The sequence below is a fragment of the Geobacillus sp. ZGt-1 genome, assembly GCF_001026865.1.
Taxonomy (GTDB): domain Bacteria; phylum Bacillota; class Bacilli; order Bacillales; family Anoxybacillaceae; genus Geobacillus; species Geobacillus thermoleovorans.
In genome coordinates this window covers 112,760-125,785 of record NZ_LDPD01000018.1, presented here as the reverse complement: position 1 = coordinate 125,785, position 13,026 = coordinate 112,760, and the positions used below count along the sequence as shown (strand labels likewise).

General features: G+C 49.7%; 13 protein-coding genes and 3 pseudogenes. 11 read left to right on the top strand and 5 right to left on the bottom strand.

The features are described from left to right. Window positions 1-199: 199 nt before the first annotated feature. Window positions 200-622, bottom strand: coding sequence for a type II toxin-antitoxin system death-on-curing family toxin (locus VU18_RS07995; RefSeq protein WP_014195947.1), 423 nt, complete (start codon window positions 620-622; stop codon window positions 200-202). Window positions 623-642: 20 nt separating this feature from the next. Further along, complete coding sequence (locus VU18_RS07990) at window positions 643-924, bottom strand: AbrB/MazE/SpoVT family DNA-binding domain-containing protein (RefSeq protein WP_013523845.1); 282 nt, start codon at window positions 922-924, stop codon at window positions 643-645. Window positions 925-1,115: 191 nt separating this feature from the next. Here VU18_RS07990 and VU18_RS17915 point away from each other — a divergent pair, with 191 nt between their 5' ends. The 10 genes and pseudogenes from VU18_RS17915 to VU18_RS07955 all read left to right on the top strand — a co-directional run bounded on the left by VU18_RS17915 (window position 1,116) and on the right by VU18_RS07955 (window position 10,101). Beyond that, window positions 1,116-1,310 carry a hypothetical protein gene (locus tag VU18_RS17915; protein WP_023634432.1) on the top strand — a complete coding sequence of 65 codons (195 nt, stop codon included), beginning with the start codon at window positions 1,116-1,118 and terminating at the stop codon, window positions 1,308-1,310. Between the two features lie 401 nt (window positions 1,311-1,711). Next, window positions 1,712-2,308, top strand: coding sequence for a DUF5317 domain-containing protein (locus VU18_RS07985; protein ID WP_015374932.1), 597 nt, complete (start codon window positions 1,712-1,714; stop codon window positions 2,306-2,308). A gap of 242 nt (window positions 2,309-2,550) precedes the next feature. Further along, window positions 2,551-4,346, top strand: a pseudogene (locus tag VU18_RS07980) (diguanylate cyclase). Between the two features lie 335 nt (window positions 4,347-4,681). Then, complete coding sequence (locus VU18_RS07975) at window positions 4,682-5,434, top strand: DeoR/GlpR family DNA-binding transcription regulator (protein WP_047757906.1); 753 nt, start codon at window positions 4,682-4,684, stop codon at window positions 5,432-5,434. Beyond that, window positions 5,431-6,342 (top strand): 1-phosphofructokinase, encoded by a 912-nt coding sequence (gene pfkB / locus VU18_RS07970; RefSeq protein ID WP_014195938.1) that lies wholly within the window; start codon window positions 5,431-5,433, stop codon window positions 6,340-6,342. The genes VU18_RS07975 and pfkB overlap by 4 nt, the downstream gene beginning before the upstream one ends. A gap of 24 nt (window positions 6,343-6,366) precedes the next feature. Continuing rightward, window positions 6,367-6,493 (top strand): annotated as a pseudogene (locus VU18_RS19770) (hypothetical protein); the annotation flags it as partial. A 1-nt stretch (window position 6,494) separates the two neighbouring features. Beyond that, window positions 6,495-6,810 (top strand): annotated as a pseudogene (locus VU18_RS19765) (PTS sugar transporter subunit IIA); the annotation flags it as partial. Window position 6,811: 1 nt separating this feature from the next. Further along, the coding region (locus tag VU18_RS07965) for a PTS fructose transporter subunit IIC (RefSeq protein WP_236687327.1) at window positions 6,812-8,238 on the top strand (1,427 nt) is incomplete at its 5' end. Between the two features lie 132 nt (window positions 8,239-8,370). After that, window positions 8,371-9,237: a permease gene (locus tag VU18_RS07960; RefSeq protein ID WP_047757904.1), complete on the top strand. Its 867-nt coding sequence runs from the start codon at window positions 8,371-8,373 to the stop codon at window positions 9,235-9,237. Between the two features lie 15 nt (window positions 9,238-9,252). Then, window positions 9,253-10,101 carry a TIGR03943 family protein gene (locus VU18_RS07955; protein WP_047757903.1) on the top strand — a complete coding sequence of 283 codons (849 nt, stop codon included), beginning with the start codon at window positions 9,253-9,255 and terminating at the stop codon, window positions 10,099-10,101. Window positions 10,102-10,144: 43 nt separating this feature from the next. On the opposite strand, the gene VU18_RS07950 is transcribed toward VU18_RS07955, so the two are convergent. Next, window positions 10,145-11,152, bottom strand: coding sequence for an MBL fold metallo-hydrolase (locus VU18_RS07950; protein ID WP_047757902.1), 1,008 nt, complete (start codon window positions 11,150-11,152; stop codon window positions 10,145-10,147). A gap of 90 nt (window positions 11,153-11,242) precedes the next feature. On the opposite strand from VU18_RS07950, the gene VU18_RS07945 reads away from it, so the two are divergent. Continuing rightward, a complete protein-coding gene (locus VU18_RS07945; RefSeq protein WP_014195933.1) occupies window positions 11,243-11,644 on the top strand; it encodes a secondary thiamine-phosphate synthase enzyme YjbQ in 402 nt (133 codons plus the stop codon). 126 nt (window positions 11,645-11,770) lie between these two features. Here the strand turns inward: VU18_RS07945 and map are convergent, their stop codons facing one another. Both map and VU18_RS19760 read right to left on the bottom strand, forming a co-directional pair. Beyond that, window positions 11,771-12,520: a type I methionyl aminopeptidase gene (map, locus tag VU18_RS07940; RefSeq protein ID WP_014195932.1), complete on the bottom strand. Its 750-nt coding sequence runs from the start codon at window positions 12,518-12,520 to the stop codon at window positions 11,771-11,773. Window positions 12,521-12,783: 263 nt separating this feature from the next. Beyond that, the coding region (locus VU18_RS19760; RefSeq protein WP_047757933.1) for an ATP-binding protein at window positions 12,784-13,026 on the bottom strand (243 nt) is incomplete at its 5' end.

Genomic DNA, 13,026 nt, shown 5'->3' with positions numbered 1-13,026 from the left:
ATAAACTTTTGACAATACCTAAAAATTGAGGATAGCGAAAAGGCGGCTTTGGATCAAGGTTCGCACAGTTGTGTAAAAACAAAGCAGCAAAAAACGATGTTGTTGTCCTGTCATCCAAGTTTACTGGGTTGGCGATGGAATTTCACGCAATAATTGAACTTGACCCGGCTTTGGCCCGCTCTTTTCCTCACTCTTTTCCTCATTCTTTTCGTTTTTGGATGGGACGGATGTAACTCTCTAATTCGTGGGCAAGATGCTGGATGCAATCATTTCCCCGGAACTTGGCATCCTCGACAAGGTACACCGTGAAATCTTCCGCTTCTTTATTGGTCATAGTGAACTCATATCCATTCAAATCAAGGAACGTGACGAATACGGTTAAAGCCGTCCGCTTATTGCCGTTGTGGAAAATATGACCTGTCGCGATGGAATGGTAATAGCAGCAAGCCTTTTCAATAATCGAAGGGAACTGTTCCTCCCCGAACAATTTCGTTTTCGGTCTTTCCAACATCCACGCGAATTTATCGGGGAATTGGATCCCCGCTTGTTCTGCGTCGTCGTACATTTCCATGACCGTGTAATGGATAAATATGATTTCTTCCGCTGTCAAATAATAAACCATGTTTTCCTCCGGTTGCTCCTTTATCTATATTTCAAGTTGCGCAGCGCTTCGTCATATTTGGAGATCGCGCGGTTCATCGCCATCACGACTTCAGGACGGACTTCTTTTGGAATTCGGTTTGCGCGTTTCATCACGATTTCCCCTCGTTCCTTGTCGTAATATATTTCGATTTCATCGCCTTTATTTAGGTTTAGCATCGTGGCTAAATCTTTCGGGATGCTAACGGACAAACTATTCCCGACTTGGCTAATCCGACGTGTATACGTTTTGTCATCCTTGCTTCCCAACATTTCCGCGTCCATTTCTTTTTCATCTCCTTTCCATATAATGGGCAAAAAGGACGTTTTTATCCATAAAATTATTACTGTATAAACAATTATAACAATAATCTTCCGAAAAGCAATACGGAATAATAAAAAAGGGCTTTTTGTCTTTCAACGAGAAAAACGCATGCCGCATTTCTAGAATCGATGTCGTTAGGAGGGAAAGAGGAGTGCCGCATAAAGTGAGCTTGTACGGATATGCCGTCTGTGTGTTATGCCATGCCGGACATAGTGAGGTCGGAAGCGTCAAGCAGTGGAACATGAAACAGCCGCGTCACGGAACGGATCAACGACGGCTATCTTTATTATTGCTTGGGGGGGATTTAGTTGGTTTATCAAATATCTTTGTCTTGCAGAAGGAATGAGGGATATTCATTGTTGCGACGGACCATCCGTTTATTATCTTGCGCGTGAAGCCAATCCACATAAGCTTGGAAGCGGAACGGTGAGATGAACGAGGATGGCTTGCTGGCTGTGGGCAGGCGCGCCCAAGAATCTCCTGCCGCTAAGTGTTTGCGCAGTCGGGGGATCATTCCATTGAGGGTAGGTTCTTTTTCACTATTCAATGGATATACATGACGCTGTTTTTGTCGTTTCTTGTTTCAAAGAATGACGAAAACGAAAAGAAGGAAACGATATTCATCAAAATTTGTTTGTAGTTAGGACGAACGGACTATTTACATGGAATGAAAAAAACGGTAAAAATAGAAGTGAGGACAGTAGTTTAGAAAAAAGAGAAAATTCTGTTTATCAAGGGGACAGCATTATGGTTTACGATGGAATCATTTTGTCGTTGTTGATCGGCTGGTTTCGCGGCGGAAGCCTGAAAGGGTTGGCCAACATGAAATTGCGCGGCGGTTGGTTGTTTCCGCTCTTGTTGGCGGTGCAGTTTATCGTCTTTTTCCTTCAAGAACGCATCGAGTGGATCGCCAAAATGAGCAACGTTATTTTTCTTCTCGTCTATATCACAGGACTCGCATTTCTGTGGCTCAACCGCCATCAGCCGGGGTTTCCGGTCATCTTCGCCGGCGTCTTGCTTAACTTTATCGTCATGGCCGTAAACGGCGGACGGATGCCGGTATCGATCGAAGCCGCCCAATTTCTCGGCCGCGAATACATCGAAGCGTTAAAAGCCGGTCTGTACGGCAAGCACCAGGCGATCACATCGGATACGCTTCTGCCGTTTCTTGGCGACATCATCCCGCTGTCTCCGCCGTACCCGCGCCAACAAGTCATCAGCATCGGCGACGTTGTGATGAACGTAGGGGCGTTCTTGTTCATCCAGCATCTGATGCTCAGTGCACCGCGCCATGGGGCAGACGATGCTGAGAAAGAAACAACGGCCGCTCCTGCGAATCAATAAACTAATTTTTAAGGGGGAAAAGGACATGAAATTCAAAGCAAAACAAGTATTGATCAATTTGTTCATCCTCGGTTCGGTGATTGTGGCATTGACTTCTGGATTTAGACTGATTGAATAGTTGTGGCTTTTCTGCAAGATTTGATTCAAGATGTTTTCAACACTTGATTAAGAAAATGATTTCATGTATTGCGTCTCTTTTTAGTCTTATTAATCGAATTTTATTCACATGAGAGTGGTTATATATGGCGTTGAATTTTAAAGAAACAGAAAAAATTTATATTATCATAATTTCATTTTTAGGTTTGTCCAGCTTTTGGATTAATCTTGATTTCTTTGCTCAATCCCTTTGGGATTGGGTTTTAATTTATATGTTAGTTGGTTCCATTATTTTGTTGAATTTTTTTCCGAAATGGACTCATCTATTTATCTTGCTATTTTATTTTTATATGGCATTAGTTTTACTCTGAAAGTTTTGTTTATTTATAGTGTTGTGGAACTGTTTTACAGACGAAAAATGTCTTTTTGGAGACATTTATTTAATTTTTCAATGTATTGTTTGATGATATCAGGTGCCTATTATTCCTTTTTGTTTTTCCACGGAGAAATTGGAAAGATAAATTACTACAATCTCCTGCCTTATTTAGTTAGTTTACTGGTTTATTTCGGGATTAATGTTATTTTGATATTGCTTTTCTTTCTCTGCGTGGGTCAAATCTTTAAAGGGGCCCTAGAACTAGGAATTTTAAAAGAGGCATGTGTCAGCTATTCTATTACTCTATTACTTTCATTAGTTTTAGCTATTTTGTTATGGGAAGCAAAATACTTTGGGCTATTCTTACTGATTATTTTAGTGACATTGTTATCTTTTATCTTTAAAAAATTTTTGCAATTATACCAACTAGTCTCCAACCGCGCCAACAAAGACCACCTCACCGGTCTTTACAACCATGGCTTTTTCAAAGAAACGCTCAAGGAGCAGTTTTCCGACTGCAAACTGCTTAAACAGCCGTTGACATTGGCGTTCCTCGATCTGGACGACTTTAAAAAATACAATGACCGAAACGGCCATTTGCAAGGCGATCGTTTGTTGACTTTTTTCGGGAAACTACTGCAAAAAGCAGTCGAAGGGATGAACTTCACGGTCGCCCGCTATGGCGGAGAAGAGTTTGCCATTTTAATGCCCAACACGACGAAAGAAGACGCGTACGCGTTTTTAAACCGGTTGCGCAAAGAAGTGAACGATACATATTTTGAAGGCGTCGAGCATATTCCGTATCGTTGCCTGTCGTTTTCGTGCGGCATCGCCGAGATGGAAAAAGATATGTACGAAAGCGAGGAATTGATCCATCGCGCCGATCAAGCGCTGTATTACGCCAAGGCGCAAGGGAAAAACAACGTGCAGCTGTATGATAAGCACAATATGTGTTTGGATGAGATTAAGTTTAAGCAAGATTTGGAAGCGCTCGAGCAGCAAGTGAAATTTTTTCTTTCCAAAGATGTCTATACATACCGCCATAGCAAACGGGTGTTTAAATATGCGTTGGAGTTTGGCAGTCGTCTTGATGAGTTGACCGACCATGAACGGCAGACGCTCATTTTAGGGGCGCTCATCCATGACATTGGCAAAATTGAAGTGCCGCGCGATATTTTAAATAAGCGGGGAAAGTTGGAGAAGCATGAATGGGAGATCATTAAAAAGCACGTAACGTGGGGACGCGAGATTGTGGCGGCGGAGAAGCGGTTTGATGATTTGCTTCCGCTTGTCGAGCTGCACCACGAACGATATGATGGGAAAGGGTATCCGTACGGGCTGAAAGGGGAAGAAATCCCGAAACTGGCCCGCATTTTGTGTATTATCGATTCGTTTGACGCCATGACAACCGAGCGGCCGTACCAGCCGACGAAAACGTTTGAAGAGGCGCTTGAGGAAATCGAGCGCTGCGCAGGAACGCAGTTTGATCCGGTGTATGCGGCGAAGTTTATCGCGTTTGTGCGGAAGCATTATTTGCCGCTTGCCGAGATGGAGCAACTGAATTAAGTGAAAGAAGGCACTTGCCGATGGCAAGTGTTTTTATTTTTGGCTTTCCGTGAAAATCCTGCGCCGGCAAGCGGTGATTTTCAATCCCCGGGTGGAGGGCAAACCATTGCCCATGGACCTTTCTGTGAAAAATCAAGCGTCGGTGGGCTGTGACGTTCATGTGCTGGGAGTAGAGAGGAACATTTACTTATGGATGAGATTTTGATCGATTTTGATTGATTGAATTATTTATTTGATTTATATTGATAGAAAATGAATGTTTTTGATTGATTTTTTCACTATCTTGGGATATGATAGAGTTGTAAGCGATATCCCCGATGATCGGAGGTGGGAGTGTGCTGACAGAAGAACGTCACCGCCTCATTTTGGACCTGTTGGCGCAAAAAGGAGTCATCAAGCTGCAAGAGCTCGTGGAGGCGACTGGGGCGTCGGAGTCGACGATTCGCCGCGATTTGACGCAGCTTGAAACCGAAAAGAAACTGCGCCGTGTGCACGGCGGGGCGGCCTTGTTGCAGCAGAAGCGCGAAGAGTTAAGCGTATCGGAAAAGTCGTTGAAATATATCGAAGAAAAGCGGCGGATTGCCGCGTATGCGGCCAGTTTGGTCCAAAAAGGAAACTGCATTTATTTAGATGCGGGAACGACAACGTGGGAAATGATTCCACATTTAGCTGACAAAGAGGTCATCGTTGTCACGAACGGCGTGATGCATGTCGAGCGGTTGCTTGAGCACAATGTGGCGACGTATTTGATCGGCGGCATGATCAAGCCGAAAACGAAGGCGTTGATCGGGCGCGGCGCCATCGAGTCGCTGCGGCAGTATCGCTTTGACCAATGCTTCATCGGCGCCAACGGCGTTCATTACGACTATGGTTATACGACGCCGGATCCGGAAGAAGCGCTGGTGAAATATACGGCGATGCAGCTGGCGCAACGCGCGTATGTGCTTGCTGACCATTCGAAGTTGAATGAAAGCGCGTTTGCGAAAATTGCTGATTTGCATGAAGCGGTGTTGGTCACCGATGAATTGGATGAAGAGTGGAAAGATTTGTATCGAACAAAAACAACAGTAGAGGTTGTGGCTCCGTGATTTACACATGCACGTTGAATCCATCTGTTGATTATATCGTTCACCTCGATGAGCTGCATGTTGGTGAACTGAATCGTTCGGTGAAAACGTTCACATTTCCGGGCGGGAAAGGGATCAATGTATCGCGCGTGTTGAAGCGTTTGGATGTTGACAGCACGGCGCTTGGATTTGTCGGGGGATTTACCGGCGGGTTCATTGAAAGCGAGCTTCGGAAAGAAGGCATTGCCTGCGATTTTGTTCATGTCCCAGGGCAAACGCGCATTAACGTCAAACTGAAAGCTGGGCGGGAGACGGAAATTAACGGTGAAGGCCCGATGATTGCCGATGACGATGCAACGCAATTGATAGCGAAAATCGGAGCGCTTTCGGCCGGTGATGTGCTTGTGCTCGCCGGAAGCGCGCCGATGTCGCTGTCGGCGGACATGTACGAGCGATTGGCGGCTCGAGCGGTGAAACGGCGTGTTCGTCTTGTTGTCGATACGAGCGGTCCGGCGCTCGAGGCGCTGCTCGCCTGCCGGCCGTTTCTTGCCAAGCCGAACCACCATGAGCTGGCCGAACTGTTTGGCGCCGCTGTGCTGACGAAAGAAGACATCATCCTCTATGGCCGCCGGTTGGTTGAAAGAGGAGTAGAGCATCTCATCGTCTCGATGGGCGGCGCGGGGGCGTTTTACTTCGGCCGGGAAGCAACGCTGTTTGCCGAAGCGCCAAAAGGAACGGTGAAAAATTCGGTCGGGGCGGGTGATTCGATGGTCGCTGGGTTTTTAGCCGCCCATACGAGCGGAAAACCGATCGAGGAAGCGTTCGCTTACAGTGTCGCCGCCGGAAGCGCGACCGCGTTTTCGGAAGATTTATGCACGAAAGAGGAAGTCGAAGCGCTCGTCGACCGCGTCCGCGTCGTGCGTTTATAGGAGGAAATCAAGGGGGGCGTACAGATGAACGTCACGGATTTGTTAACAAAGGAAACGATGATTCTTGAACTTCGGGCAAAGACAAAAGAGGAAGTGATTGATGAATTGGCCGCGAAACTCGCCGAGGCGGGGGCGGTCAGCGATGTGGAGGNGTTCAAACGAGCGATTTGGGCGCGCGAACAACAAAGCACGACCGGCGTTGGAGATGGCGTTGCCATTCCGCACGCCAAAACGGCGGCGGTCAAGCGCCCGGCGGTGGCGTTTGGCCGTTCGACCGCCGGGATTGATTACGAGTCGCTGGACGGCCAGCCAAGCCATTTGTTTTTCATGATTGCGGCCCCGGAAGGCGGGGAACAGACGCATTTGCAGGCGTTGGCGAAACTATCGTCGCTGTTGATGGATGCCTCGTTCCGCACCCGGTTGGAGCGTGCTTCGGATGAAGAGGAGATCCTCCGTTTGTTCAAAGAGNAAGAGAACAAAAGGGAAGAACCGTCTCTGCAAGGCGCCCCATCTGGCGGCCGACGGAAAGTGCTGGCGGTGACCGCTTGTCCGACAGGAATCGCTCATACGTATATGGCCGCTGATGCACTGAAAGCGAAAGCGGCGGAAATGGGGGTGGCGATCAAAGTCGAGACAAACGGCTCCGATGGAGTGAAAAACGCTCTGACGGCGCAGGAGATTGAAGAGGCAACGGCGATCATTGTCGCAGCCGATAAACAAGTCGAAATGGACCGCTTCAACGGCAAACACGTCATTCAAGTGCCAGTCGCCCAGGCGATTCGTCAGCCGGAGAAGCTGATCGAGCAGGCGTTGCGCCAAGATGCACCGATTTATCGGGCGAGCAGCACGGCGCGAGGCAGCGCGGGAGCGGCGAAGCCGCGCACCGGTTTTTACAAGCATTTGATGAACGGTGTATCGAATATGCTTCCGTTTGTCGTCGGCGGCGGGATTTTGATTGCGCTTTCCTTCACCTTCGGCATTAAAGCGTTTGATCCGAAAGATCCGTCGTATCATCCGTTTGCCAAACTGTTAATGGACATTGGCGGCGGCAATGCGTTTGCGTTAATGGTTCCTGTGCTGGCCGCGTTCATCGCCATGAGCATTGCCGACCGGCCGGGGTTTGCGCCGGGGATGGTCGGCGGTTTTCTGGCGGCGAACGGCGGGGCGGGTTTCTTGGGCGGATTGATCGCTGGCTTTCTGGCCGGGTATTTGGTCGTCGGGCTGCGCAAACTGTTCAGCCGCTTGCCGCAGTCGCTTGAGGGGATTAAACCGGTGCTGCTCTATCCGGTATTCGGCATTTTCCTCACCGGCGTCATTATGATGTATGTGGTCATCGATCCTGTCAAGGCGTTGAATGAAGGGCTGAAACATTGGCTTTCCGGCATGGGAACCGCCAACTTAGTGCTGCTTGGCGCGGTGTTGGGCGGCATGATGGCGGTCGATATGGGCGGACCAATCAACAAAGCGGCGTATACGTTTGGCCTGGCGATGATTGAAGCTGGCAACTTTGCGCCGCATGCAGCGATTATGGCTGGCGGGATGGTGCCGCCGCTCGGATTGGCGCTGGCGACAACGTTCTTTAAAAAGAAATTCACGAAAGCCGAGCGGGAAGCCGGAAAAACGTGCTATATCATGGGCGCTTCGTTCATTACCGAAGGGGCGATTCCGTTTGCCGCGGCTGACCCGGTGCGGGTCATTCCATCGATTATCGTCGGATCGGCTGTTGCGGGAGCGTTGACGATGTGGTTCCATATCGGGCTGCCGGCGCCGCACGGAGGGATTTTCGTCATCCCGATCGTCAAAGGCAGTGCATGGCTTTATATCTTGGCTATTTTGATTGGTTCCATCGTAACCGCATTGATGGTCGGGTTGTGGAAAAAAGAAGTGGAAGAATAATAGAAGAAGAGGCGTTTCGCCAAAGGCGGAGCGCCTTTTTTGTTATGGAGTTTGCTATTTTTCTTACCAAATTTTCATGACAATGGTCATTTATCATGATAAAATGAACGGTTGTAAATGAGAGGAGAACCCATGATGAACACGTTTTTGCAGCTGAATACGATTTTTATCAGCATATTGATTGAATCATTGCCGTTCGTTGTGCTCGGGGTGTTTGTTTCCGGAGTCATTCAAATGTTTGTCAGTGAAGAGGCCGCACAACGGTGGATACCGAAAAACCGCCTTTTGGCCATTGTTTATGCCACATTGCTTGGGGTGTTTTTCCCTTCATGCGAATGCAGCATCGTGCCGATCACTCGGCGGCTCGTCGCCAAGGGGGTGCCGCTTTACGCGGCCGTGCCGTTTATGTTAACGGCGCCCGTCATCAATCCGGTTGTGCTGTTTTCGACGTATATCGCTTTCGGAAGCAGTTGGACGATGGTATTGTGTCGGGCGCTGTTCGCTTGCGCTGTCGCCGTCGCTGTCGGTGTCGTGATGGCGATTCGGCATGAAGGCAGCGAGTTGCGCCATGAACGGCGCGAGATGCCGATGATGCCCCGTACTTGGAAAGAGAAAATCGTTGGCACCCTGCGCCATACGATCGATGAATTTTTTGCGACCGGGAAGTATTTGATCATTGGGGCGTTCATTGCTTCGGCGATGCAAACGTATGTGAAAACGTCGGCGCTTGTGGCGATCGGCAATGGGAAAGTGGCGGCCTCTTTGGTCATGATGGCGCTCGCCTTCGTGCTGTCGCTCTGTTCCGAGGCGGACGCATTTATCGCCTCGTCGTTTCAAAGCACATTTCCGTTTCACGCGCTGGCAGCGTTTCTCGTTTACGGGCCGATGCTCGATGTGAAAAATACGCTCATGTTGTTTCAGTCATTCCGAGCCCGGTTTGTGTGGAAACTGATTTCCTATATCACGTTGTTTGTGTTTGCCGGATCGCTATTGATCTAGCAAGGAGGTGGCGGCATGATTCGCATGTATATTTTGCTTGGGTTTGCGTTTTTGTTTTTTCATTTATATATTACTGGAGAGTTGAGCAAATACATTAATATGCGGTATTCGTATATTTCGTTTAGTGCGATGTTTGTGTTTGCTTTTTTAACGATTGTGCAATTTGTGCTGGCAAGCCGCAACGAGGAACCGCGCGATCATGGGGAAGAGTGCTGCGGCCATCACCATCATGAGCCGTCCGCACGCTGGAAGCGGGCGGTGAATTACCTTATTTTTGTTTTTCCGCTGGCTTCCGCCTTCTTGTTTCCCGTTGCGACGCTGGATTCTGAAGTCGTAAAGGCGAAAGGGATTCATGTTCCTGGGATGGCGGCTGACGGCAGCGATCCGTTTGCCCAGCGGCAGTTTTTGCGTCCGGATACGAGCATGTATTATGGGCGGGACGATTATCAAAATGCCATGGAAAAAGAGCTGAAAAAATACGGTCGTCTTGCTCGCTTGGAGTTGAATGATCAAAACTATTTAAATGCCATGGAAACGATTTATCAGTTTCCCGGTGCATTCGCCGCCCGCGACATTGAATTCACCGGGTTTGTTTACCGTGAGGAAACGACGCGCGCCAATGAGGCGTTTCTCCTTCGCTTTGGAATCATTCATTGTGTTGCGGATTCAGGGGTGTACGGGTTGCTCCTTCAGTTTCCAAAGACGGTGCCGCTTCAAAATGATGAATGGATTCATGTGAAAGGTACGCTATCCACCATGTATTACCAGCCGTTTCATATGACGCTTCCGTATGTAAAAGTGACGTCATGGGAGAGGGTGGCCAAACCGAAGGAGCCGTACGTATACCGCCAATTCAATGAATAAGAGCGAGCCGCGGACTGGCTCGCTCTTTTGGATAAAGTTGCGCTCATTCCTTTTGCCGCGCTTGTTTCACCATGGTGATTGCGCTTGTTTGGCTGAACGAATTGTCGAATTGGGAAAGGGCCGTCAACGCTTGGGCGGCATCGATCACCTCGCCGAGCTTCAAGCAAAGCAAGCGCTCCTCTTCCAACCCGCGCCGCCGCCACTCGGTCCATAGACGGTCGAGCGCTTCTTTCGGCGTATCATCGGCGAGGCGGAACGCCCCGTAATGCATCGGCACAAACAGGCGGGCCCGGCAGTCCAAAAACGCCTGCACTGCTTCTTCCGGTGTGGTGTGCTGCGGCCCCATAAACCATTCCGGTTCGTACGCGCCGATCGGCAAGAGCGCATAGTCGATGGAAAAGCGTTCGCCGATGTCGCAAAAGCCGCGGAAGTAGCCGCTGTCGCCAGCAAAATAAACCGTCGGTGCGTCGTCCGCTTCAATGACCCACCCGCCCCAGTGCGACGTATTCGTATCCCAAAGCGTTCGCCGCGTCCAATGTTGGGCGGGAACAAATGTGAGCGATACGCCGTGAAAGGAGGCCGTTTCCCACCATGACAGTTCGGTGACACGGCGATAGCCGCGGCGGCGGAACAAGCGGCCGAGCCCCTCGGGCACGAATATGTGCGGGTCACCGTGCAAACGGCGGAGGCTGCCGAAATGCAAATGGTCATAGTGGCCGTGGGAAATGAGCACAACGTCCACGGGCGGCATCTTGTCAAGCGGAACACCAGGAGCCGTCAAGCGTTTGGCCGCGCCCATCCAATTCGCCCAGACGGGATCGGTGACGATGGTGATGCCATGAAGTTGAACGACAAAGGTCGAATGGCCGACCCAGCAGAGCTGCGGCCGTCCGTTCGGCTTCTGAAGCCGCTCGTATTGAGGCGGTGAAACATGCGGCACGACGTAGGACAAATCTTTTTGTTTTTGTTTCCGCTCCCGCTGCCAGCGGCGGAAATCGGCCCATGTTTTGTGCGTCGAGACGCCGTCTAAGTTTTCATAGCGCTTGGCCAATGATTTCTCACTCCATTTTTTGTATTATATTATTTAGAGTAGCAAACCTTTTTTGCGAAGTACAAAATGTTTGCCCAGGTGGTGGAATGTATGCTTCGTTCGTTTACAATCCGCACGGCAAAGCGGGATGACATGATCGACATTACTTCATTCGTCGAGGAGACGGTGCGCCAGGCTAACGTGACGGAAGGGATCGCTGTCGTTTATTGTCCGCATACAACGGCTGGCATCACCATTAACGAAAACGCGGATCCAGATGTCAAGCGCGACATGATGCGCCGTTTTGATGAAACGTATCCGTGGGAGCATCCGCTTGACCGCCATATGGAAGGAAACACGGCCGCTCATATGAAAGCGAGCACGGTTGGCGCGTCGCAGCACGTCATTATTCACGAAGGCCGGCTGCTGCTTGGACGCTGGCAAGGTGTGTATTTTTGTGAATACGATGGGCCGCGCCAGCGGACGTTGTATGTGAAGGTGATCGAAGGTTAGCAACCATAATTTTATTATGTAAACAAAAGGAAAAGAATAAGGCGGAGAGACGATAGATAGGTTAGCAAGAAGTTTGGGCGAATTATGGATAACCCCCGGACAAAGTGTTTTGTCCGGGGGTTACCGTTACGCCGGCGTCGTTAAAATGAGCGGCCCGTTTTTTGTAATGGCGATCGTATGTTCATATTGCGCTGAATACGAGCCGTCGATCGTTCGCGCCGTCCAGCCGTTCGGATCCATTTTGCTTTGCCATGCCCCCATGTTGACCATCGGTTCGATCGTGATGACCATCCCTTCCTTTAAACGCATCCCTTTTCCTTTTTCACCGAAGTGGGGGACATACGGCTCTTCGTGAATCGTCGGGCCGATGCCGTGTCCGGTGAAATCGCGGACGACGGAAAAGCCGTGCGCTTCGACGTACGTTTGAATGGCGTGGCCGATGTCGCCGATCCGATTGCCGAGAACGGCTTGCTCGATTCCTTTATAGAGCGACTGCTCGGTGACGTTAAGCAGCTTTTCCACGTCTTTGCCGACGTCGCCGATGGCGTACGTCCAGGCGGAATCGGCGAGCGCTCCGCGCAAATTGACGACAAAATCGATCGTGACGATATCGCCTTCTTTCAGCGGCTCATTGCGCGGAAACCCGTGGCAAATTTCATCGTTAATGGAAGCGCATGTCGCATACGGATAGCCGCGGTATCCTTTTTGTTCCGGTTTGGCGCCGTATTTGGCCAAAAACGTTTCAACGAACCGGTCGATTTCCATCGTTGTGACGCCCGGTCCGATGCGTTTGGCGATCTCTTGATGACAGGCGGCGAGCAGCTTCCCCGCCTCGCGCATCAATTGAATTTCCCGTTCCGTTTTGACGTGAATCATGCAACTGTCTCCTTTTCCCTCGATGTGTTTCGCTTCGATAGTATTGTAGCAGAAACCGCTGTGATGTTAAACTAGGGCGATCCGTTCGCAACTGGGGATCTATTCCTGAATTTTACCCAAAAATAGTTTACTCATCTGTGCGAAGGGCGGCTAAAGGAAAAGATGCCCAGACCAAAAGAAAAGGCCCTTTGATGGCTGGGCATACAGGATATCGATATGTTGACCTTTGTTCACAAGAGCCCTTGCGGCCGGTCTTCGCTATATCATAAGGCGGCAAACAGCTGTTTTTCTTTATCAGAAATCGTTGAGGAAGAAGGAGACGGTGCGAGCGGCAAATAAATCGACACCGTCGTTCCTTTATGTATTTCGCTTTCGATGCGAATCGTTCCGTTCATCGATTCAATGATGCGGTAGACGACCATCATTCCGAGCCCCGTGCCTTTGACGCCTTTCGTCGTAAAATACGGTTCGCCAAGCCGTTCGAGCTGTTCTTTCGTCATGCCAAC